Origin of the sequence: Paraburkholderia metrosideri (genome assembly GCF_904848625.1) — a bacterium.
Taxonomy (GTDB): Bacteria; Pseudomonadota; Gammaproteobacteria; order Burkholderiales; family Burkholderiaceae; genus Paraburkholderia; species Paraburkholderia metrosideri.
This window is the reverse complement of sequence record NZ_CAJHCP010000001.1, coordinates 473,365-495,598: the sequence shown is the minus strand read 5'-3', so window position 1 is coordinate 495,598 and position 22,234 is coordinate 473,365. Positions and strand designations below refer to the sequence as shown.

Sequence of the window (22,234 nt, the reverse complement as noted above, 5' to 3'; positions counted from 1 at the left end):
GCCCGCCAGACGCACGCATCCGGCGCGGCCCGGCATGAATGAAGCCTGACCAATGAGCCGTCCCCAAAACAAGCCCGAGACAGGAACCCAACCATGAACAAGCCCGAAGACCTCAAGACCGATGCACCCGCCGTGCAGAAAGACGACGCCGAGTGGCGCAAGCAGCTTTCCGACGTCGAGTATCAGGTGACCCGCCATGCGGCCACCGAACGCCCGTTCACGGGCCGCTATCACGATCACTGGGACCGCGGCATTTACGACTGCGTATGCTGCGGCACGCCGCTGTTCGAATCCGACACCAAGTTCGATGCAGGCTGTGGCTGGCCAAGCTACTTCAAGCCGATCAACGGCGAAGTGATTGCCGAAAAAACCGATCGTGCACACGGCATGCTGCGCATCGAGGTGCAATGCAAGAACTGCGGCGCCCACCTGGGTCATGTGTTCGAAGACGGCCCTGCGCCAACCGGCCTGCGTTACTGCATCAATTCGGCTGCGTTACAATTCGAGCCCAAGTAACGCGACGCGTGGCTGGAAGACGTCGGTGATGAGGGGCCTACTGGGCACGTGACCCTTCATCCTGCCTGCTGCGGTTTGCGAGTGGCTGGCGAGCGGCTTGCGCTGTGTTTCGCTTTATTCCGCTTTGTTTCGCTGGGTCCAGGCGGCTTTGGCGGGCTTTTTGTGCCGCACGCCGCTTGTGGCGGAACGGCGAACCCACGCTGGCCCGCTCCGAATGACCGACGCCCGATGAGTACGCGACAGGCTGCACCCGGCACCGTTTATCGCCAACAGCCTGCCGCGTCGAACCCACGCGGCGTACACTACCGGGCGCTTCGCACTGCGTCCTCACTCTCCGACTCACTCTCCGATTTCCCGACCAGATAATGAAATTCCTGTTCGATCTGTTCCCGATCATCCTGTTCTTCGTCGCCTTCAAGCTCTGGGGCATTTTCACGGCGACGGCAGTGGCGATCGTCGCCACGCTGGTGCAGATCGCGTGGGTGGCCTTCCGCCACCGCAAGGTCGACCCGATGCTGTGGGTGAGTCTCGGCGTCGTCACCATCTTCGGCGGCGCGACGCTCGTGCTGCACAACGACACCTTCATCAAGTGGAAACCGACCGTGCTGTACTGGGCGTTTTCCGTCGCGCTGGTGGTGTCGCAAACGGCCTTCAACAAGAATCTGATCGAAGCGATGATGGGCAAGCAGATCACACTGCCGCACGCCATCTGGAGCAAGTTGAGCCTGATCTGGGCAGCGTTTTTCGTATTGCTCGGGCTCGTCAATCTGTTCGTCGCGTATCACTACACGACCGACCAGTGGGTCAATTTCAAGCTGTTCGGCGCAACCGGCTGCCTGCTGGTGTTCATCGTCGGGCAGAGTTTGTGGCTGTCGAAGTACATGAAGGAAGAATGAGATGACCGATATTTTCATGCACGCCACTACGGCTGAACGCGCCGCGCTGATCGAAGCGCGCCTCACCGCCGCGCTCGCGCCGGTCGCGTCGATCCAGATCACCGACGACAGCGCACAGCACGCGGGCCACGCCGGCGCGTCGGCGGGCGGTCACTTTAGTGTCACGATCGTGGCGGTCGCGTTTGCCGGAAAGCCCCGCGTAGCACGGCATCGCATGGTGTATGATGCGCTGGCCGATGCCATGCAGCGCGGCATTCATGCCCTTGCCATCACGGCGTATACGCCCGAAGAATTTGCTTTGTTGCCCCGCTAGGAACTTCCGATGACCTTGAAGAAAACCCGCCTTTGGGTATTGCTGGCTGCATGTGCAGCCGCACCTGCATTTGCACAGAACATCGCTGTCGTGAACGGCACGCCGATTCCGAAAGCACAAGCCGATGCATTGATCGATCAGTTGGTTCATCAAGGCCAGCAAAATACGCCGCAACTGCAAATGGCAGTGCGCGAAGAGCTGGTGAACCGCCAGATCCTGATGCAGGAAGCGCTGCGCCGCGGCCTGCCAAATCGTCCGGACATCAAGGCGCAAATCGCCGTTGCACAACAAACCGTCGTGCTGCGCGCGCTGATCGAAGACTTCGTGAAGAACAACCAGCCGAGCGACGCGGAAGTCACCGCGCGCTACAACTCGTTGATCAAAGATGCGGGCGGCAAGGAATATCACCTGCACCATATTCTGGTCGACAACGAACAGCAGGCCAAAGACCTGATCGCAAAGATCAAGGCTGGCGCAAGCTTCGAAGATCTGGCCAAGCAATATTCGAAGGACCCGGGATCGGGCAAGAACGGCGGCGACCTCGACTGGTCGGACCCGAAGGCTTATGTGCCTGAATTCGCGGCTGCGGCCGAGAAGCTGCAGAAAGGCCAGATGACCGACGCGCCGGTGCATACGCAATTCGGCTGGCACATCATCCGCGTCGACGACGTACGCGCTGTGACGCCGCCGCCGCTTGAGCAGGTTCGTCCGCAGATCGTTCAGCAGATCCAGCAGGAAAAGCTGCAAGCGTTTGAAGAAGGTCTGCGTAAGAACGCGAAGATTCAATAAGCGGTGGGTTGTTTAAGTACCGCTTGGGTTGATGAAAATTGACATGCAGAGAAGCCGCCCTTGGGCGGCTTTTTTGTTGCTGCCGGCTAGATGAGCGTGGGAGCGTGGGAGTGCGAGGTGCGAAATGCGAAGCGCGGGCACAGCGACGCCGCTCCCGCAGATAAGCCAGAAGCGCGTGGAGCGGTGTTTTGAATCGCTACTTCTATCGCGGCTGGAATTTCAGAAATAAAAAAGCTGCCCGAGGGCAGCTTTTTTTGATGCTGTAGGTTTGTTCGCGTTGCGCGGAGCAAGTGGAAAGTGCGCCGCGCGGTACAGCAAGTACAACAAGGCCACCGCTCATCAAAGCGGCAACCGTGCGCCAATCAACCCAGCCAGCGACGCGCGTTCTGGAACACACGCAACCACGGGCTTGCGTCCGTGCTGCCCGTGCCCCAGCCTTCCGGATGCCAGCTCATCTGCACTGCGCGATGCACGCGCTCGGTGTGCGGCATCAGCACCGTGAAGCGGCCGTCGCCGGTAGTGACCGACGTGATGCCGTCCGGCGAGCCATTCGGGTTGAACGGATACTGTTCGGTCGCCTGACCACGGTGGTCGATATAACGCATCGCCACCGCCGCCTTCGACGCATCGCCCTGCTGCGAAAAGTCTGCGTAACCTTCGCCGTGCGCGATCGCCACCGGAATGCGCGAGCCTTCCATGCCGGCGAAGAAGATCGACGGCGACGCCTGCACTTCGACCAGCGAGAAACGCGCTTCGAATTTCTCCGACTTGTTGCGCGTGAATTTCGGCCAGGCTTCCGCACCCGGGATCATCGACGCGAGGCTGCTCATCATCTGGCAACCATTGCAGATGCCGAGCGCAAACGTGTCGTCGCGGCCGAAGAATTCGGCGAACATGTCGGCGAGTTGCGAATTGAAGCGGATCGTCTTCGCCCAGCCTTCGCCTGCACCGAGCGTGTCGCCGTACGAGAAACCGCCGCACGCCACCGCACCGGCAAAGTCAGCCAGATTCGCGCGACCCGACAACAGATCGCTCATGTGCACGTCGTGCGCGTCGAAACCGGCGCGGTCGAATGCATAGGCCGTTTCGAGGTGCGAGTTCACGCCCTGCTCGCGCAGAATCGCGACACGCGGACGCGCGCTCTTGCCGACGAACGGCGCAGCAACGTCTTCAGCCGGATCGAAGCTCAAAACCGGCGTGATGCCCGGATCGGCCGCGTCGAGCAGCGTGTCGTATTCGGCGTCGGCGCAAGCCGGGTTGTCACGCAGACGCGCGATTCGCCAGCTCACTTCGCTCCACGTGCGATGCAAATCGGCGCGCGGCGCTTCGTAAATCTTTTTCGCGTCGCGATAGATTTCGATCGTGTCACGCTCGTTGGTCTTGCCGATCACATGCGAGCACGCCGACAGGCCATGCTCGCGCAATGCGCCGAGCACTACGTCGCGGTCCGCTGCGCGCACCTGAATCACGCCACCGAGTTCTTCGTTGAACAGCGCGCGGATCGTGCGATCTTCGCGACGGCCGCTGGTCTGCTTCGCCCAGTCTTTCGCGTCGCCGTAATCGGATTCGTGATGCGGATCGAGCACCAGCATGTCGACGTTCAGCGACACGCCGACGTGACCCGCAAACGCCATTTCGCACACCGTCGCCCACAGGCCGCCGTCTGAACGGTCGTGGTACGCCAGCAGCTTGCCGTCGTTGTTCAGCGACTGGATTGCGTTGAAGAAGCGCTTCACGTCTTCCGGATCGTCGACATCGGGCACCGTGTCGCCGACCTGCTGCGTCACCTGCGCGAGGATACTGCCGCCCAGACGATGCTTGCCGCGGCCGAGATCGATGGCGATCAGCACGGTGTCGCCTACGCCGTCTGTGCCGTTCGTGCGCCGCAGTTGCGGCGTGAGATGCTGACGCACGTCTTCGACAGGCGCGAACGCCGAGATGATCAGCGAGACCGGCGCGACGACTTCCTTCGCGACGCCACGGTCTTCCCACTTGGTGCGCATCGACAGCGAGTCCTTGCCGACCGGAATGCTGATGCCGAGCGCCGGGCACAGTTCCATGCCGATGGCTTTCACCGTGTCGTACAGCGCCGCGTCTTCACCCGGTGCGCCGCAGGCAGCCATCCAGTTCGCCGACAACTTCAGCTTGTCGAGCGACGCGATCGGCGCCGCCGCGATATTCGTGATCGCCTCGCCAACCGCCATGCGGCCCGACGCCGGTGCGTTGATGACGGCGAGCGGCGTGCGCTCGGCCATCGTCATCGCTTCGCCGGTGAAGCCCGCGTAGTCCATCGTCGTGATCGCGACGTCGGCCACCGGCACCTGCCACGGACCGACCATCTGGTCGCGCGCGGTCGTGCCGCCCACCGAGCGGTCGCCGATCGTGATCAGGAACGACTTGCTCGCCACCGTCGGATGACGCAGCACGCTCACCGCCACTTCCGGCAACGCGATATGGGTGACGTCGACCGGTTCGAGCTTCTGCTCGACGCGCTTCACGTCGCGATGCATGCGCGGCGCCTTGCCGAGCAGCACTTCCATTGGCATGTCGACGGGCTCGTGCGCGTTGTCTTTCTGCTCGGAGTCGATCAGCTTCAGTTGACGCTCGGCGGTAGCCGTGCCGATCACCGCGAACGGGCAGCGCTCGCGCTTGCACATCGCTTCGAAGGCCGGCAGATCGGCCGGCGCGATCGCCAGCACATAACGTTCTTGCGCTTCGTTCGACCAGATTTCGCGCGGCGACAAACCGCTTTCTTCCAGCTGGATCTTGCGCAGATCGAACACCGCGCCCTTGCTCGCGCCATCCACCACTTCGGGAAACGCGTTCGACAAACCGCCCGCGCCGACGTCGTGAATGCTCAGAATCGGGTTCTTGTCGCCGAGTTGCCAGCACGCGTTGATGACTTCCTGCGCGCGCCGCTCGATTTCCGGATTGCCACGCTGAACCGAGTCGAAGTCGAGTTCTGCGGTGTTCGTGCCGGTGGCCATCGAGCTGGCCGCACCGCCGCCCATGCCGATGCGCATGCCCGGACCGCCAATCTGGATCAGCAGCGAGCCTTCCGGCAGATCGTGTTTATGCGTGTGCTGGTCCGAGATGTTGCCGATACCGCCGGCAATCATGATCGGCTTGTGATAACCGCGCACGAGGCCCGCGACATTCTGTTCGTACGCGCGGAAATAGCCACCCAGATTCGGCCGGCCGAACTCGTTATTGAACGCAGCGCCGCCGAGCGGGCCGTCGATCATGATCTGCAACGGCGACGCGATACGGTCGGGACGCCCATACGCTTCGAATTTGTCAGCCGGATTGCGGTGGCCGAGCGGCTGCGCAGCGTCGCGCGCGTTTTCCCATGCCTCGACGCCGTCCGGCAGTTCCAGATTCGACACCGTGAAGCCAGCGAGACCCGCCTTCGGACGCGCGCCACGGCCGGTCGCGCCTTCGTCGCGGATTTCACCGCCCGCGCCGGTTGCGGCGCCCGGGAACGGCGAGATCGCGGTCGGGTGATTGTGCGTTTCCACCTTCATCAACGTGTGCGTGAGCTCGACGTTGCGGCGATAGTGTTCCGGCAATTCGCTCGCGCCAAGTTGCTCCGGCGTGCGCGGGAACCAGCGTTCGGCCATGCCGCCCGCCATGATCGCCGAGTTGTCCGAATACGCGACGATCGTGCCTTGCGGATTCAGCTTCTCGGTGTTGCGGATCATGTTGAACAGCGAGATGTCCTGCTTCTCGCCGTCGATAGTCCAGTCGGCATTGAAAATCTTGTGGCGGCAGTGCTCGCTGTTGGCCTGCGCGAACATCATCAGTTCGACGTCGGTCGGATTGCGGCCCAGCTTCGTGAACGCGTCGACCAGGTAGTCGATTTCGTCGTCGGCGAGCGCGAGGCCCAGCTCCGTGTTGGCGGCTTCGAGCGCGCCACGGCCATGAACCAGCACGTCGACGGTTTGCAGCGGCTTGGCCGGCAGTTCGTCGAACAGATGCAGCGCATGATCACGCGACGGCGCGACGCTTTCGGTCATGCGGTCGTGCAGCGCGGCGGCAACCGCTGCGCGGGCTTCGTCCGACAATGCCTTCTTGCCGCCCAGCAGCCCGCTTTTCAGCGTCACCGTGTACTCGACGCCGCGCTCGATACGGCGCACGTTCGTGAGGTTGCACAGGTGCGCGATGTCGGTTGCCTTGCTGGCCCACGGCGACAGCGTGCCGAAACGAGGCACCACGAGGAAAGTTTCGACCGAACCGCGCTCTTTGGTTTCTTCGAGCGGATCGCCGTAGTGCATCAGCGCTTCGATCTTCGCGTTGTCTTCAGCGGAGAGCGGGGTTTGCGCATTGACGAAATGCAGGAATTGACCGCGTACGCCCGTAATGTTGGGATCGATGCGCGTGAGCGTGTCGAGCAGGCGGGTTTGACGGAAATCGGAAAGGGCCGAAGCGCCGGGGAAACACGAGAAGTGGGCCATGGACTTGACGTTGCGTCGCTCTGCGATGCCGCAGACTCGAACATACAGGCGACGTGAGGCGGAAAGGAAGTCCGGGATTATACCCCGGGAACAGGCTTCCAGCGGGCCTGACAGTGCGGCTTCGGCCCATCTTGCAGGACGGCGGCGATGCGGCGCCCGCGTGGCCGCGCCAGCGGTTTGACTGCTATCATTCGCCCTTTCACCAGATCGGCGCGAGCGGCCCGGGTTATGCCAGGCAGCGCCGCATGTCACGCCAGAACGGATACGCCACGTTGGCGTCCCGTCGGCAACTCGAATCAGAACATGGATGTCATCGTCATTGGCGGCGGAATAGCAGGCGCCGCTACCGCTTATCACCTGCGCGCGGCCGGCCACCGGGTATGCGTCGTCGAGCGCCACGCCACCGTCGCGCAAGGCGCGACCTACGGGCACGGCGGCACGGTCCTGCCCACCCCGCTCGACGTCTGGTTCGGCCCGACCTTCATGGCGAGCCGGCAGAACGCAAAGAACGGCGTGATCAGCAAGACCGGCTTCAATGGGCAGGCGCGTCAGTTCGTCAAACAGTTGGCCGCTTTGCAGGAACCGGACGCGTTCAGCCGCCAGTACGGCTTGCTGCGTCCGCTGATCGAAGCATCGCGCGACGCACTGGCCGATGTCGAAGCGCGTTTCGGCCTCGAATTCGAACAGTCGGGCGGCGTGCTTTATCTGGTGCGCTCGCAGCACGAATGGGAACAGACCCAGCCCGCGCTCGAATTGCTGCGCCAGTACGAAGTCCCGCATCACGTGCTGACGCCGGCCGAATGTGCGGCGTTCGAGCATTCGGTGCGCACCGAGCCGGAATTTGCCGGCGGCGTGCTGTTCGACCAGGAACGCACGGCCAACTGTCCACTGTTCGCCAAACTCATCAAACAGACACTCGACGCGCAAGGCGGCGTGCAATTCATGCTCGGCTGTGAAGTGTCGGCGATCCGGCTGGAGGGCCAGCGCGCGTCGGTGGAACTGGCGCCGCGTCCGGGTTCGGATGCCCGTTCACGCGAAGTCGACGTGATTCATGCCGATGCGGTGGTGGTGGCGGCCGGTTACGGCAGCCTTGCGCTGCTCGAACGGCTCGGGTTGCGGCTGCCGCTGCATCCGCTGCGGCTGCATACGCTGGTCGCGCCGATCGCCCATGAGGAATGCGCGCCCCATGTGGCCATCGTCGACGCGGTGAAGCGGATCGGCATCAGCCGGATGAATCATCGGCTGCGGATTGCGGGCGGTGCAGTGCTGCAAAGCGCCGGCCAGATCGACAAACCGTTGGGCGAAGCGGTCACGAAGGAAGCGCTGGCGCTGCTCGGCCAGGCCACGCACGACTGGATTCCGGGCGCGGCGCGGATTTCGGCGGCGCTGCCGTGGGAAGGCGTCAAGCTGCTGTCGCCGGATGGTTTGCCGGTGATCGGCAACGCGTTGCATCCACGTCTGTTCGTCAATCTCGGGCATGGTCCGGCGGGCTGGGGGCTGGCCTGCGGCGCAGGCAAACTGGTCGCCGACCTGATTTCGGGCCAGCCGTCCGACTTGCCGGCCGATACGCTGGCTGCGCTTCGGGCGGACCGGTTTCAGTAGGTTTCAGTAAAGTCCGCGGTTCTAGTTTCAGCTTTGGCGACCATGAAAACCGGCAGGTTTTCATGGTTGGTCAATTGCAGACAAACTCCTCCCGTGACGTCAACTACGTCATCGGAAACCCCGCTTCAAATGGCGCGCCCGTACTGAAGCGCGCCGCAAACATACGCGCATCGCGCGCGTATCGGCACTAACATAGCGACTTCCTTTGCTTCCGCGCGTCGCAACAACGCGAAACGCCGGGCCTCGCCATGACAGACGCCGACCACACGCCCCCTACCCTCATCAACCCGCATCGTCGGGCGCTGCCGCTGCTGTCGCTAACCGATCTGCGAATCGCCGAATCGCAGGCCCAAGCCGCGCTGCCGAAGCACACGCTGATGGGCCGCGCCGGCGAATCGGCCGCGAGCTTTCTGCATGAGCAGATCACTCGCGACACATCGATCGAAAAATCGAAGCAGCGTGTCTGGCTGATCGCCGGCCCCGGCAACAACGGCGGCGACGCGTTGATTCTGGCGACCGCGTTGCACAACGCGGGCATCGCCGTCGAGTTGTGCATGCCGGTCGAAGTGAAACCCGACGACGCCCGCTGGGCGCTCGATACGGCCCGCGCCGCGGGTGTGCCGATCACGTCGGCGCCGCCCGCGTCGCTGGACGGCTTCCGCTGGCTGGTGGACGGCATGTTCGGCATCGGCCTGACGCGTCCCCTCGACGGTGTGTTTGCGAGCGTCGCGCGGCAGTTGTCGCAACGCGCTAAAACAGCGCCCCGCAAAGGCGGCGTTCTCGCGCTCGACGTCCCGAGCGGACTCGACAGCGACACCGGCACGGTGGTGGGTAGCGGGAACGGCAACGGCGACGGCGTCGCGGTCTGTGCGACTCACACGATCACCTTCATCGGCGCGAAGCCGGGGCTGTTCACCGCACAAGGGCGCGACCTTGCCGGCCAGGTGACCGTCGCGCCGATCGGCGTCGACATCAGCACGCGCACAGCGGTCCAGCTGAACGCGCCCGAGCTGTTCAGCGCGTTCCTGCCGCCGCGCGATTTTGCGACTAACAAAGGCACGTTCGGCAGCCTCGCGGTGGTCGGCGGCGACACCGGCATGTGCGGCGCGCCGATCCTCGCGTCGCGCGCGGCGCTGTATACCGGCGCGGGCAAGGTGCATGTCGCGCTGCTGGGCGAAGGCGCTCCGCCTTACGATCCGCCGCACCCGGAGCTCATGCTGCATGCCATCGACGACCTGCCGCTCGATTCGATGGATGCGCTTGCCGTCGGTTGCGGGATGGGTCACCGGGACCGCGCGACGCGCGTCATGCACGACGTGCTGCCACTCGATGTGCCCAAACTGTTCGATGCCGACGCACTGAACCTGATCGCCAAAGACCCCTCGCTCGCGGCCGAAGTGACCGCGCGCGGGGTGCAGGGCGATCCGTGCATCCTGACGCCGCATCCGCTCGAAGCCGCGCGCCTGCTCGGCAGCGACGCGCCGACCGTGCAGCGCGACCGGCTCAGCGCGGCCCGCGCGCTCGCCGCGCGCTTCGCAAGCGTCGTGGTACTGAAAGGCACCGGCACGATCATCGCCGCGCCCGACGGCCGTCTCGCGATCAACCCGACCGGCAATGCGGCACTCGCCACCGGGGGCACCGGTGACGTGCTGGGCGGCATCATCGGCGCATTGCTTGCGCAGCATTTGCCGCGTTACGAGGCGGCGCTGGCAGGCGTCTTCCTGCACGGCCTCGCCGCCGACACTCTCACCGCGCAAGGCCATGGTCCGGCCGGCCTGACGGCTGGCGAACTGGCGCCAATGGTGCGGACCTTACTGAACCGGCTGTTCTACCCGGCGACGTCCATTTGATGCCGGTTTGATGCAATCCGCGTCCCAACTTTTGCACTGGATGCCCAAACCCAAGCAGCCTGTCATGCATCGCCGCTATACTGGGTAACTGCGCTGCGTGCCGGGTTGCAATCGGATCGCGGGCAGCGGTGAACTTTCAACCGGAGCCGGGCGACTCTCTGAACCGTCAAGTGTCCGTTGAAACCTCACCGCGTCTCGCGAAGCAGAACCCGGCAGCGTGGCATCGTTCTAACAGCATCGTTGCATCATCCTCGGCAGCGCTTCACGCGCGGCCTTTCTTCGTGCCCCCTGGTTAGACGGACGCTATGACCCAGAACTCGCTCCCCACCTGGTCCTCGCTGCAAACGCATTACGAGAAGATTCGCGATGCGCACATGCGCGATTGGTTCGCCCCCGAGAACGACCCCGCCCCTACCCGTGCCGAGCGCTTCGCGTTCGCGGGCGGCGGACTCGCGGCCGATTTCTCGAAGCACCGCATCACCGATGAAACCCTGAAACTGCTCGTGCAACTCGCGCGCGAAGCCGGCGTCGAAAAGCGCCGCGACGCGATGTTCGCGGGCGAGGTCGTCAACCCGACCGAAGGCCGCGCCGCACTGCACACCGCATTGCGCGCAACCGGTCCGAAAGCGCCGTTCCATGCCGAGATCAAGGCCGAGCGCGCGAAGATGGCCGCGTTCGCCGACCAGGTGCGCAGCGGCGCATGGACCGGCTATACCGGCAAGCGGATCCGCTATGTGGTGAACATCGGCATCGGCGGCTCGGATCTCGGGCCGAAGATGGTCGTGCACGCGCTGCATCATCTGGCCTCGCCGGAGATCACCACGCACTTCGTGTCGAACGTGGACGGCGCCGATCTGTACAACGTGATGCAGAAGATCGATCCCGAGGAAACGCTCGCGATCATCGTCTCCAAGACTTTCACGACGCTCGAAACGATGACCAACGCGCGCTCGCTGCGCGACTGGTTCGTCGAGAAAGGCTGCCCGGAAAGCGCGCTGGCGAAACACTTTGTCGGCGTGTCGGCGAACCCGGCCGAAGTCGTCAAATTCGGCATTGCGAAAGAGAACGTGTTCGAGATGTGGGACTGGGTTGGTGGCCGCTACTCGCTGTGGTCGGCGGTCGGCCTGTCCATCATGATCTCGGTCGGCCCGAAACAGTTCGACGAACTGCTCGCCGGCGCGAACGACATGGACCAGCATTTCCGCGACGCGCCGCTCGAGAAGAACTTGCCCGTGCTGCTCGGCATGATCGGTATCTGGTATCGCAACTTCTTTGGCTCGCAAAGCTATCTGGTCGCGCCGTATTCGGAAGCGCTGCATTTCCTGCCGTCGTATCTGCAACAACTGGAGATGGAGAGCAACGGCAAGTCGGCACGGCTCGACGGTGCATTTGTCGACTATCCGACTTCGGCAGTGACGTGGGGTGAGCCGGGCACGAACGGCCAGCATGCGTTCTTCCAGATGCTGCATCAGGGGCCGACCATTGTCCCAATCGACTTCGTCGCGGTGCTGACGCCGGAGCATCCGCTGGTCAGTCATCATCCGAAGCTGCTGGCTAACTGTTTCGCGCAGAGCGAGGCGTTGATGCTCGGCCGCACGCTTGAAGAAGCGAAGAAAGTGGCGGGGCCGGACAAGCCTGAACTCGCGCCGCATCTGACCTTCCCGGGCAACCGGCCGACTGCCACGTTGATCCTCGAGGCGCTCACCGCCCGCTCGCTCGGCGCGCTGATCGCGTTGTATGAACACAAGGTGCTAGTGCAGGCGTCGGTGTGGAACATCAACCCGTTCGATCAATGGGGCGTCGAACTCGGCAAGATTCTCGGCAAGGTCGTCGAGGCCGATCTGACCGCAGCGAGCGTCGACGAAAAGAAGCACGATTCGTCGACCTCGGCGTTGATCGCGCGGGCGCGGGCGGCGTTGAAGAAGTGAGCAACGCATAGTTAGCCGATGCCGGCAGTTGCTGGCAGGAACAAAAAATGCACAAAAAAGCGGGCCCTCGTGGCCCGCTTTTTTTTTACATCAACGATGTTTGGCCATTGCGTTAGATCACGCAATGCGCCCTGCGTCGATCGTCACCGTCTTGTCGCAACGACGCGCCAGTTCGATGTCGTGGGTGACGAGAATCAACGTAGCACCGTTCGCGCGGTTCATCTCGAACATCAGATCGATCACGGCATGACCCGTTGCGGCATCGAGACTGCCGGTGGGCTCGTCGGCGAACAGGATGGCCGGATGCGTGACGAAGGCCCGAGCCAGCGCCACGCGTTGTTGCTCGCCACCCGACAGCAACTTCGGATAGTGTCCGGTACGCTGCCCCAACCCGACCTGTTCAAGCAGACCACGCGCCCGCTCTGCCGCCTCGCGCGTGCCGACACCGCCTTGCAGTTCGAGCGGCAACGTGACGTTCTCGAGTGCGGTCAGATGCGGCATCAGTTGAAACGACTGGAATACGAAGCCGACCGAGCCGCTGCGTAATGCAGCCCGCCCGTCCTCGTCGAGTTCGCCGAGCTCGCGGCCCAGCAACCGAACCGACCCCGAACTCGCGCTGTCCAATCCTGCGAGCAAGCCAAGCAGCGTAGACTTGCCCGACCCGGATGCACCGACGATCGCCACACTGCTGCCGGCATCGATGGCAAGATCGATGTCGTCGAGAATCGTCAGTTCGCCCGTTGCATCCTTAACCTTCTTGCACAAACCCCGCACTTCAATGACTGGATCAGTTTTGTTTAGCATGGTGAAGCGTAGGTTGAAAGTGCTCGCCATAGCCCCGCGCGCCGTGGCGCTGTCTACAGCATTCGGCTCGACCGTGATGGCCGCAGCCCTCTTTTCGATGCCCATCGCCGCTCAGGCCACCAACGCGCCAGAGCCTGCCCGACCGGTGATCGTCGTACTCGGCGACAGCATCTCCGCCGAATACGGCCTGCCTCGCGACACCGGCTGGGTTGCGTTGATGCGCCAGCGTCTGTCCGATAAGCGAATCGATTATAGCGTTGCCAATGCAAGCATCAGCGGCGACACCACGAGCGGCGGACGGGCACGCTTGCCCGCCCTGATGCAGCGGCTCAAGCCAAGCATCGTGATCGTCGAACTCGGCGCCAACGACGCGTTGCGCGGTGTACCGCTCTCCACCACCGAAGACAACCTGCGCACGATCATCGAGCAGGCGCAGCAAGGTCATGCCAAGGTCGTGCTGGTGGGTATGTATGTGCCGCCCAATTACGGCCCCGACTACACACAAAAGTTCCACGGACTGTACGGCGATCTGTCGAAGGAATTGCGGGTGCCGCTCGTCCCGTTCCTGCTTGCCGGTATCGCGGACAAGCCGGAGATGTTCCAGGCGGACCAGATCCATCCGACCCAGCAGGCACAGCCAGTGCTACTCAACAACGTGTGGCCCGCAGTCCAGCCACTCCTTCGTACAAGTTCGCCGCACTGAAAAGATTGCTAACAACTTGTTTCCAGAACTTTGGGAACGCGGATCGGCAAGTTTGTTCTGACACTTTCCTATCCCGTGTAACCCGGCTCGATTTTAGAGCGACTTCCGAGGAGATAACGTGAAATACCTACCGTTAATCGCTTTGACCGTGGCAATTTCTGCCTGCGCCGCTCAACCGCCTGCTGGCGTGCAATCCGTCGGTCAAAGCCAGCAACCGCCGAAGGCCGTTGCCACCTGCATCGCGCAGAAATGGGCTGACGGTTCACAACAGCAGGTCGTCACGCAAAACACCCTGGCCAACGACCAGGCCATGGACGTGTTTGTCCCGGGTCAGCAACCGCCTAACGGCGCAGCAGCTGTGGTGCGCCCGTCGAACACCGGCAAGGGCACCTGGGTCGGTTTCCGCGCAGGGAGCGGTGGTGCGAGTGGTGAGGCAAGCGGCGCAATCAGCGGCTGCCTTTAACATCTGACGCAACGCTTGGATGCGTAGCAACAGGCCGTTTGATGATCCGCGGATGATCCGCGCGATCGGCAAACGAAAAAGCCCCGCAATTGCGGGGCTTTTTTTGTACCGGCTCGCGGTGCTCTGCGGCCAGTCTTTCAAGTGCTGACGACGATTAGTCGTTGCCTTGCGCGTTACTGCTGCTGTCGAGCGAGCCGTAGAACTTGATCTTCGAACGCTCACGCAGCGCCTGCACGTACGCCTCGACTTCAGACTGCGATGCCACCTGCGCGATCTGCTGCTGCGCAGCCGTCAGACGATTCGGATCGATCGGCGCACCTGCTACAACCGAGTTCACGCGATAGATCGCATAGCCGTCATCACCGAGATCCACGCCCACGTAAGCAGGCAATTTTTGCGCATCGGCTTTGTAGATTGCACTCAATGCGGCAGGCGGTACACCCTGCGCGTCATTGCGCGAAACCTTCAGCGGCGAAGAGAAGCCCGTCGTCGCCTTCGATTTTTCAAACTCGGCAAGCTTCGCGATACCGTCCTTGTGCGCCGCTTCGTCCGACTGAGCCGCGATCACCTTCTGACGGACTGCATCTTTGATCGCGTCGAGCGGCGGCACCGTTGCCGGCTTGTAGTCGGTCACGCGTGCGGCGATCAGCGTGTTGCCGCCAACGTCGATAGCCTGCGTGTTATTGCGCGCCTGCACCGAGTCATTCGCAAACACCGCCGCGAGGAACTTCGCATTGTTCAGCGGGCTGTCAGCCGGCAACTTCGGATCCGGCTGCGGCGTGACCGTGGCGGTTTGCAGTTGCAGCTTGTACTTATCGGCGGCCGGCTGCAGGCTCTTTGCCTTTTCGTAGACGATCGACGTGAAGCCCTCCGAATCGTCAGTGAATGCCTTGCCTGCCAGTTGCGTCTTCAGATCTTTCGCGATCTGGTCTTTCACTTCGTCAAACGGCTTCGTGACGGCAGGCTTCACGTCCGTCACCTTGACGATGTGGAAACCAAAGTCGGACTGAACGATGCCGCTGATTTCATCCTTCTTCAACGCGAACGCTGCGTCGTCAAATGCCTGACCACCTGCGATCATGCCTCGGCCGAAGTAACCCAGATCCCCGCCCTTCGATGCCGAACCCGGATCCTGCGAGTTCTGCTGAGCGATCTGCGCGAATTGATCCGGATGGGCCTTGACCTGAGCGAGCAACTCCTCGGCTTTCTGCTTCGCCTTGGCCTTGTCGGCCGCGCTCGCATCTTTGGGCGCCGAAATCAGGATGTGGCTCGCACGCACCTCGCCGTCCGTACGGAAGTGCGCGATGTTGTCGTCGTAGTACTTCTTCAGATCGGCGTCGCTCGGTTGCGCGGCGGCACCCAAGGTAGCCGGCGACATCACCAGGTACTGGATAGTGGCCGTGGCCGGCGTCGCGAACTCGCTTTTATGAGCGTCGTAATACGCCTGCACTTGCGCGTCGGTCGGCTGCACCTTCGTCGCGTAGTCGCGCGGATGGAACGCAATGCCTTGCACTTCGCGCTGCTGTTCGGCCAGTGCGGTCAGTTGCTGCGCGAGGGTTTTCGACGTGAAAGCACTGCCCTGAATGCTTGCCGGCAGTTGCTGCGTAGCAAGGCTGTAGCGCACACGTTCGTCGTACTGATCAGGCGTCATGCCCTGCATGGCGAGCAATTGCTTGTAGCGGTCGACGTCGATCGATCCATCAGGATTCTTCAGCGATGAGATCACCGGATCGTTCAGCAGCACGCGACGCACTGCGTCGTCGGATGCGGTCAGATGCAAACGTTGCGTTTCATCGGCCAGTACACGCTGCTCGATCAGACCGTCGAGCATGTCGCGGCGACGTTGCGGCGTATCGAACGATTTCATGTCGAACTGCGCGCCAAGCATCTGACGGGCACGGTCGAGTTGCTGACGCATCGCGTCGTCGTACTCTGCGCGAGTGATCTTGTGACCGTTGACGCTTGCGACGTTTGCACTTTCGTCGAAGAAGCCGCGGAAACCTTGAATACCCACAAAACCCAACCCCGGCACAATGACGAGGATGAGCATGAACATCATCAGGCGTTTGTGATTACGGAAAAAATCGAGCATGCGTGAGGGGTGCCAAAAACAGAACGCCCGATCTTACAACAGCGGGCAATAAAAAAGGCGAACCGGAGTTCGCCTTTCGTGGATACTGGCGGAGTGGACGGGACTCGAACCCGCGACCCCCGGCGTGACAGGCCGGTATTCTAACCGACTGAACTACCACTCCTTATACTGCGTCACTGCGCTGAAACACTCGAATCAAATCTGAAACTGGTGGGTGCTGAGAGGCTCGAACTCCCGACCTACGCCTTGTAAGGGCGCCGCTCTACCAACTGAGCTAAGCACCCAGCTTCATGATTCATGTGCTTCTGCTATTGCTGCCTGACCGACCACTTCATGCCAACTATTCTGGCACTTCGGTTCAGCACGATTCGCCGTACTTCTTTCTAACGAACCCGCCTTTCCTCAAGCAGCAAGCCCGTTAGTTTAGCGCATCCTTCAGAGCTTTGCCAGGCCTAAATTTAGGAACTTTTGCTGCCTTGATTTTGATCTCTGCACCGGTGCGCGGATTACGTCCCGTGCGCGCCGTCCGCTTACCGACCGCGAACGTGCCAAAGCCGACCAACGTCACCGAACCGCCCTTCTTCAACGTACCCTTGACGCCACCGATCACAGCATCGAGTGCACGACCTGCCGCAGCCTTCGAAATGTCGGCTTGCTGAGCAATGTGATCGATCAATTCCGTCTTGTTCATTCCTACCCCCGAGAATGTTTATGGCAATCGTGACGGTGCTCTGTCGCACCTGGATCATCACGTGGCTGGCGGTAACGCCGAGCCGCCTCATTAGAATTGGCCGAAACCCTTGTGTCAACCGGGGTTGAGCCTGAGTTAGAGCCTTTTTAAACAGGTTTTTTTAATCGTAGATTGCAGCTGCGAGATGCGAGTTCGGCACGCTTCGCATGCGTCTCCCGTTTTACTCAAAAGGTGGGAACGTGGCAGCGTTAAATGCGGGTCGCAATTCGTTTGGGCAATAAAAAACCCGCGGTGATGACCACGGGTTTTTTAACCAGCAAGCAACTGCGTTGCTAACTGCTTTAGTGCTTCACGACGTCGGTTGCGCCAGCGTCCTTGGCCGGCTCAGCGGCGACCGGCGCTGCAGGCTTTGCCTCTTCTTCCGGCAACGCTTGCGGCACACGTTCGAGCGCAAGTTCGAGCACCTTGTCGATCCAGCGGACCGGCACGATTTCGATTGCGTTCTTCACGTTATCCGGAATCTCCGTCAAGTCCTTGACGTTTTCTTCCGGAATCAGCACCAGCTTGATGCCACCGCGATGCGCGGCCAGCAGCTTTTCCTTCAGGCCGCCGATTGGCAGAACTTCACCACGCAACGTGATTTCGCCCGTCATCGCCACGTTGGCACGAACCGGAATACCGGTCAACACCGACACCAGCGCCGTCGTCATCGCGATACCAGCCGAAGGACCATCTTTCGGCGTTGCGCCTTCCGGCACGTGGATGTGAATGTCCTGCTTCTCGAACGCTTCGTCCTTGATGCCCAGACGACGCGAACGCGAACGCACAACCGAGCGCGCAGCTTCGACGGATTCCTTCATCACGTCACCGAGCGAACCAGTGCGGATCACATTGCCCTTACCCGGCATCACCGCGGCTTCGATGGTCAGCAGATCGCCGCCCACTTCCGTCCACGCGAGACCCGTGACCTGACCAACCTGATTTTCCTTCGCAGCCAGACCGAAGTCATACTTGCGCACACCAAGGAACGTGTCGAGGTTGCTGCCGTCGACCTTCACCGCGCCTTCCGCCTTCTTCAGCAGAAGCATCTTCACGACCTTGCGGCAGATCTTCGAAATTTCACGCTCGAGCGAACGAACGCCCGCTTCACGCGTGTAGTAACGAATGATGTCGCGGATCGCGGTTTCCGTTACATCGACCTCGCCTTCCTTGAGGCCGTTGTTCTTCTTTTGCTTAGGCAAAAGATAACGTTGCGCGATGCTGACCTTCTCGTCTTCCGTATAACCCGACAGACGGATCACTTCCATCCGGTCGAGCAGCGGCGGCGGAATGTTCAGCGAGTTCGACGTCGCCACGAACATCACATCCGACAGATCAAAGTCGACTTCGACGTAGTGATCGGCGAACGTATGGTTCTGTTCCGGATCAAGCACTTCGAGCAGAGCCGACGACGGATCGCCGCGGAAATCCTGACCCATCTTGTCGACTTCGTCGAGCAGGAAGAGTGGATTGCGCACGCCGACTTTGGTCAGGCTTTGCAGAATCTTGCCGGGCATCGAACCGATATACGTACGACGGTGACCGCGAATCTCAGCTTCGTCGCGCACCCCGCCGAGCGCCATACGCACGAACTTACGGTTCGTAGCGCGAGCGATCGACTGGCCCAACGACGTCTTACCGACACCCGGAGGCCCAACGAGGCACAGGATCGGCGCCTTGACCTTGTCGACACGTTGCTGGACCGCGAGATACTCGAGAATGCGTTCCTTCACTTTCTCGAGACCGAAGTGGTCTTCGTCAAGCACGCGTTCCGCATTCGAGAGGTCATTGTTGACCTTGCTCTTCTTGCGCCACGGCAGGCCGATCAGCGTGTCGATGTAGTTGCGCACGACCGTCGCTTCAGCCGACATCGGCGACATCAGCTTGAGCTTCTTCAGCTCGGCATCGGCCTTCTTCTTGGCTTCCTTCGGCATGCGGGCAGCCGTGATGCGCTTTTCGAGCTCTTCGAGATCCGCACCTTCTTCGCCTTCGCCGAGTTCCTTCTGGATCGCCTTGACCTGTTCGTTCAGGTAGTACTCGCGCTGACTCTTCTCCATCTGGCGCTTCACACGCCCACGGATGCGCTTTTCAACCTGCAGGATGTCGATCTCAGCTTCGAGTTGCGCGAGCAGGTGCTCGAGTCGCTCGATAACCGGGAACATTTCGAGGATGTGCTGCTTCTGGTCGAGCTTGAGCGGCAGATGCGCCGCGATCGTGTCGGCCAGACGCCCAGCCTCGTCGATACCCGACAGCGACGTCAGGATCTCAGGCGGGATCTTCTTGTTCAGCTTCACATACTGATCGAACTGCGACACGATTGCGCGGCGCAGCGCTTCAGTTTCAGCGCTGTCGGCATGGTCGGGTTCGAGCGGCATGACTTCGCACGAAAACTGCGTTTCCTGTTCTTCGATGGAAAGCGTCTTCGCGCGCTGCAAGCCTTCGACGAGCACCTTAACGGTGCCATCGGGCAGCTTCAGCATTTGCAGGATGTTGGCAACACACCCTACTTCGTACATGTCCTTTTCGGTCGGCTCATCTTTCGCAGCCGTTTTCTGGGCGACGAGCATGATGTGCTTACCGCCTTCCATCGCTGCTTCGAGAGCCTTGATCGACTTCGGGCGGCCTACGAAGAGCGGAATCACCATGTGCGGGAAAACGACTACGTCACGCAGCGGGAGCAGCGGGAGCGTAATGCGTTCCGGCGGGAGGAGTTGGGTTCCTGACATTTCATTTCCCCATGAGTGGAATCAGTTCGTTCGATAGGTGAGGCCAGCAGAAACTATTGCAAGGCCTCCGCGTGTGGGAAAAGTTCAGTGACTCCGAAGGTTCAGTGACTCCATTGTGAAAACAAGCTTCAATGACCACACGATAAACGAAAAAAACCGTTCACGTTGCCATGAACGGCTTTTTTTGCAGAACTCGAAAGCCGATCAGTTCGAACCCGCGACCTTGGGCGCGTCTTCGTAGATCAGTAGCGGTTTGCCGTCGCCGTCAATAACGTTGTCGTCGATGATGACCTTGCTGACGCCTTTCATTTGCGGCAGGTCGTACATCACATCAAGCAACGCCTGTTCCAGGATGGAGCGCAGACCACGTGCGCCTGTCTTGCGACGGATCGCCTTACGCGCCACAGCCTGCAACGCGCCCGGACGAATCTCCAGTTCGACGCGTTCCATATTGAACAGCTTGTGGTACTGCTTCACCAATGCGTTCTTCGGTTCGACGAGGATCTTCATCAGCGCCACTTCGTCGAGCTTGCCGAGGGTGGCAACCACCGGCAAACGACCGATCAGTTCGGGGATCAAACCAAATTTGATCAGATCTTCCGGCTCCACTTCGCGCAGCACTTCGCCCGCGTCACGGTCCTGCTTGCTCTTCACACTCGCGCCGAAACCAATGCCCGTCTTCTCGGTACGATCGACGATGACCTTTTCGATCCCGTCGAACGCGCCGCCACAGATGAACAGAATATTGGTGGTGTCGACCTGAATGAAGTCCTGATTCGGATGCTTGCGGCCACCCTGCGGGGGCACCGACGCCATCGTACCTTCAACGAGCTTCAGCAAAGCCTGCTGCACGCCTTCACCCGATACGTCGCGGGTGATAGACGGGTTGTCGGACTTACGGCTGATCTTGTCGATTTCGTCGATATAGACAATGCCGCGCTGAGCCTTGTCGACTTCGTAGTTGCAGTTCTGCAGCAACTTTTGAATGATGTTCTCGACGTCTTCACCGACATAACCGGCTTCCGTCAATGTGGTTGCATCGGCAATCACAAACGGAACGTTCAGAAGGCGGGCAAGCGTCTGCGCGAGCAGCGTCTTGCCGGAACCGGTCGGGCCGATCAGCAGGATGTTGCTCTTGGACAGCTCGATCTCGTCTTTCTTGTCGAGGTGCTTAAGGCGCTTGTAGTGGTTGTACACCGCCACAGCAAGGATCTTTTTCGCACGTTCCTGACCGATCACATACTGATCGAGAATTTCGCGGATTTCCTGCGGACTTGGCAGATCGGACTTGGACAAGCCCGCTTCAATGCCTGCGCCTGCGGCCTCGTCGCGAATGATTTCGTTACACAGGTCGATACATTCATCGCAGATGAACACCGACGGGCCAGCAATCAGCTTTTTTACCTCATGCTGGCTTTTACCGCAAAACGAGCAATACAACAGCTTCTCGCTGTTAGAACCTTTCTTGTCCGCCATAGATGTGTGAGCCTCCGGACACTCAATTACATGATACGCCGTTTGCCCCCGCCTCGCAGTTTGGGCGCGGCGGGGTTGCCAAGGTGACGGCGTTTGCCGCAGGCGCTCGGACGAGTCTTGATTATTTCACAATGGTCCGACAACGGATCTGCCCCAATTCAGGGCAAATCCGCACCAGATCAAGGACGCTTGTGCGCTACCTGGTCGACCAGACCGTAAGCTTGCGCGTCATCGCCGGACATGAAGTTGTCGCGGTCGGTGTCGCGGGCGATACGCTCGACCGGCTGGCCGGTATGGTGCGCGAGCAGATTGTTGAGGCGGTCCTTCAAATACAGAATTTCGCGCGCCTGGATCTCAATGTCCGAAGCTTGACCGCGCGCGCCGCCCAGCGGCTGGTGAATCATCACGCGCGAATTCGGCAACGCGAAACGCTTGCCTTTCGCGCCAGCCGCCAGCAGGAATGCGCCCATGCTTGCCGCGAGACCCATGCACAGCGTGGAAACGTCCGGCTTGATGAACTGCATCGTGTCGTAGATCGCCATACCGGCCGACACCGAACCGCCGGGGCTGTTGATGTAGAAGCTGATGTCCTTGTCCGGATTTTCGCTTTCCAGAAACAGCATCTGCGCGATAACCAGATTAGCCGTCTGATCGTTCACCTCGCCGACGAGGAACACAATGCGTTCCTTCAGCAGACGCGAGTAAATGTCATACGAGCGCTCGCCCCGGCCGCTCGTTTCCACGACGATCGGCACCAGTCCGAGCGCCTGCGCTTCGAGATCCCGCGACGATTGGGAGGTCAACGTGTCCAGCATTTGAGCGCGAAAGGTCATGCAATGGATCCTTGTCTGGAAATATTCTCAATATTAGATGCTAGACAGGTGTGGTCGAC

Annotated in this window: 16 protein-coding genes and 2 tRNA genes; 9 read left to right on the top strand and 9 right to left on the bottom strand. The window is 61.1% G+C overall.

The genetic code is table 11. The features are described 5' to 3' along the window. Positions 1-93: 93 nt before the first annotated feature. The 4 genes from msrB (at position 94) to LMG28727_RS02130 (ending at position 2,514) form a co-directional block, all read left to right on the top strand. Positions 94-516 carry a peptide-methionine (R)-S-oxide reductase MsrB gene (gene msrB, locus LMG28727_RS02145; RefSeq protein ID WP_201640653.1) on the top strand — a complete coding sequence of 141 codons (423 nt, stop codon included), beginning with the start codon at positions 94-96 and terminating at the stop codon, positions 514-516. Positions 517-881: 365 nt separating this feature from the next. Beyond that, on the top strand, positions 882-1,412 hold the full coding sequence (locus tag LMG28727_RS02140) for a septation protein A (RefSeq protein ID WP_201640652.1): 531 nt from the start codon (positions 882-884) through the stop codon (positions 1,410-1,412). 1 nt (position 1,413) lies between these two features. After that, positions 1,414-1,725: a BolA family protein gene (locus tag LMG28727_RS02135; RefSeq protein WP_201640651.1), complete on the top strand. Its 312-nt coding sequence runs from the start codon at positions 1,414-1,416 to the stop codon at positions 1,723-1,725. A 9-nt stretch (positions 1,726-1,734) separates the two neighbouring features. Continuing rightward, complete coding sequence (locus LMG28727_RS02130) at positions 1,735-2,514, top strand: peptidylprolyl isomerase (protein ID WP_201640650.1); 780 nt, start codon at positions 1,735-1,737, stop codon at positions 2,512-2,514. 362 nt (positions 2,515-2,876) lie between these two features. On the opposite strand, the gene purL is transcribed toward LMG28727_RS02130, so the two are convergent. Further along, the gene (purL, locus tag LMG28727_RS02125; protein ID WP_201640649.1) at positions 2,877-6,968 is read right to left on the bottom strand and encodes a phosphoribosylformylglycinamidine synthase; all 4,092 of its coding nucleotides are present in this window, start codon (positions 6,966-6,968) and stop codon (positions 2,877-2,879) included. Positions 6,969-7,271: 303 nt separating this feature from the next. Between purL and LMG28727_RS02120 the strand changes: the two genes are divergently transcribed. From LMG28727_RS02120 to pgi, 3 genes are all read left to right on the top strand, one after another. Continuing rightward, positions 7,272-8,570 carry an FAD-dependent oxidoreductase gene (locus LMG28727_RS02120; protein ID WP_201640648.1) on the top strand — a complete coding sequence of 433 codons (1,299 nt, stop codon included), beginning with the start codon at positions 7,272-7,274 and terminating at the stop codon, positions 8,568-8,570. Between the two features lie 248 nt (positions 8,571-8,818). Further along, positions 8,819-10,420, top strand: a complete 1,602-nt coding sequence (locus LMG28727_RS02115; protein WP_201640647.1) for an NAD(P)H-hydrate dehydratase — start codon at positions 8,819-8,821, stop codon at positions 10,418-10,420. Positions 10,421-10,725: 305 nt separating this feature from the next. Next, complete coding sequence (gene pgi, locus LMG28727_RS02110) at positions 10,726-12,348, top strand: glucose-6-phosphate isomerase (RefSeq protein ID WP_201640646.1); 1,623 nt, start codon at positions 10,726-10,728, stop codon at positions 12,346-12,348. A 117-nt stretch (positions 12,349-12,465) separates the two neighbouring features. Here the strand turns inward: pgi and LMG28727_RS02105 are convergent, their stop codons facing one another. Continuing rightward, a complete protein-coding gene (locus LMG28727_RS02105; protein WP_201640645.1) occupies positions 12,466-13,152 on the bottom strand; it encodes an ABC transporter ATP-binding protein in 687 nt (228 codons plus the stop codon). Between LMG28727_RS02105 and LMG28727_RS02100 the strand changes: the two genes are divergently transcribed. Beyond that, positions 13,151-13,855: an arylesterase gene (locus tag LMG28727_RS02100; protein ID WP_201640644.1), complete on the top strand. Its 705-nt coding sequence runs from the start codon at positions 13,151-13,153 to the stop codon at positions 13,853-13,855. The genes LMG28727_RS02105 and LMG28727_RS02100 overlap by 2 nt on opposite strands. Before the next feature lie 118 nt (positions 13,856-13,973). After that, positions 13,974-14,318 (top strand): hypothetical protein, encoded by a 345-nt coding sequence (locus LMG28727_RS02095; protein WP_201640643.1) that lies wholly within the window; start codon positions 13,974-13,976, stop codon positions 14,316-14,318. Positions 14,319-14,472: 154 nt separating this feature from the next. Here LMG28727_RS02095 and LMG28727_RS02090 read toward each other — a convergent pair whose 3' ends face one another. The 7 genes from LMG28727_RS02090 to clpP form a co-directional block, all read right to left on the bottom strand. Further along, on the bottom strand, positions 14,473-16,410 hold the full coding sequence (locus LMG28727_RS02090) for a SurA N-terminal domain-containing protein (RefSeq protein WP_201640642.1): 1,938 nt from the start codon (positions 16,408-16,410) through the stop codon (positions 14,473-14,475). 86 nt (positions 16,411-16,496) lie between these two features. Next, positions 16,497-16,573 (bottom strand) — tRNA-Asp (locus LMG28727_RS02085). Positions 16,574-16,618: 45 nt separating this feature from the next. Further along, positions 16,619-16,694, bottom strand: a tRNA-Val gene (locus tag LMG28727_RS02080). 134 nt (positions 16,695-16,828) lie between these two features. Continuing rightward, entirely contained in the window at positions 16,829-17,101 is a 273-nt protein-coding gene (locus LMG28727_RS02075) for an HU family DNA-binding protein (RefSeq protein ID WP_201640641.1), read from the bottom strand. A 341-nt stretch (positions 17,102-17,442) separates the two neighbouring features. Continuing rightward, positions 17,443-19,866, bottom strand: a complete 2,424-nt coding sequence (gene lon, locus LMG28727_RS02070) for an endopeptidase La (RefSeq protein WP_201640640.1) — start codon at positions 19,864-19,866, stop codon at positions 17,443-17,445. A 204-nt stretch (positions 19,867-20,070) separates the two neighbouring features. Further along, positions 20,071-21,342 carry an ATP-dependent Clp protease ATP-binding subunit ClpX gene (gene clpX, locus LMG28727_RS02065; protein ID WP_201640639.1) on the bottom strand — a complete coding sequence of 424 codons (1,272 nt, stop codon included), beginning with the start codon at positions 21,340-21,342 and terminating at the stop codon, positions 20,071-20,073. Between the two features lie 179 nt (positions 21,343-21,521). Next, positions 21,522-22,175 (bottom strand): ATP-dependent Clp endopeptidase proteolytic subunit ClpP, encoded by a 654-nt coding sequence (gene clpP, locus LMG28727_RS02060; protein ID WP_201640638.1) that lies wholly within the window; start codon positions 22,173-22,175, stop codon positions 21,522-21,524. Positions 22,176-22,234 lie beyond the last annotated feature (59 nt).

What these genes read in the sequence shown, in the direction of transcription:
- LMG28727_RS02075 (WP_201640641.1), bottom strand. Translation starts at nt 17,101, where the DNA reads ATGAACAAGACGGAATTGATCGATCACATTGCTCAGCAAGCCGACATT.
- msrB (WP_201640653.1), top strand. Translation starts at nt 94, where the DNA reads ATGAACAAGCCCGAAGACCTCAAGACCGATGCACCCGCCGTGCAGAAA.
- LMG28727_RS02115 (WP_201640647.1), top strand. Translation starts at nt 8,819, where the DNA reads ATGACAGACGCCGACCACACGCCCCCTACCCTCATCAACCCGCATCGT.
- LMG28727_RS02090 (WP_201640642.1), bottom strand. Translation starts at nt 16,410, where the DNA reads ATGCTCGATTTTTTCCGTAATCACAAACGCCTGATGATGTTCATGCTC.
- purL (WP_201640649.1), bottom strand. Translation starts at nt 6,968, where the DNA reads ATGGCCCACTTCTCGTGTTTCCCCGGCGCTTCGGCCCTTTCCGATTTC.
- LMG28727_RS02130 (WP_201640650.1), top strand. Translation starts at nt 1,735, where the DNA reads ATGACCTTGAAGAAAACCCGCCTTTGGGTATTGCTGGCTGCATGTGCA.
- LMG28727_RS02100 (WP_201640644.1), top strand. Translation starts at nt 13,151, where the DNA reads ATGGTGAAGCGTAGGTTGAAAGTGCTCGCCATAGCCCCGCGCGCCGTG.
- lon (WP_201640640.1), bottom strand. Translation starts at nt 19,866, where the DNA reads ATGTCAGGAACCCAACTCCTCCCGCCGGAACGCATTACGCTCCCGCTG.
- pgi (WP_201640646.1), top strand. Translation starts at nt 10,726, where the DNA reads ATGACCCAGAACTCGCTCCCCACCTGGTCCTCGCTGCAAACGCATTAC.
- LMG28727_RS02105 (WP_201640645.1), bottom strand. Translation starts at nt 13,152, where the DNA reads ATGCTAAACAAAACTGATCCAGTCATTGAAGTGCGGGGTTTGTGCAAG.
- LMG28727_RS02140 (WP_201640652.1), top strand. Translation starts at nt 882, where the DNA reads ATGAAATTCCTGTTCGATCTGTTCCCGATCATCCTGTTCTTCGTCGCC.
- LMG28727_RS02135 (WP_201640651.1), top strand. Translation starts at nt 1,414, where the DNA reads ATGACCGATATTTTCATGCACGCCACTACGGCTGAACGCGCCGCGCTG.
- clpP (WP_201640638.1), bottom strand. Translation starts at nt 22,175, where the DNA reads ATGACCTTTCGCGCTCAAATGCTGGACACGTTGACCTCCCAATCGTCG.
- clpX (WP_201640639.1), bottom strand. Translation starts at nt 21,342, where the DNA reads ATGGCGGACAAGAAAGGTTCTAACAGCGAGAAGCTGTTGTATTGCTCG.
- LMG28727_RS02120 (WP_201640648.1), top strand. Translation starts at nt 7,272, where the DNA reads ATGGATGTCATCGTCATTGGCGGCGGAATAGCAGGCGCCGCTACCGCT.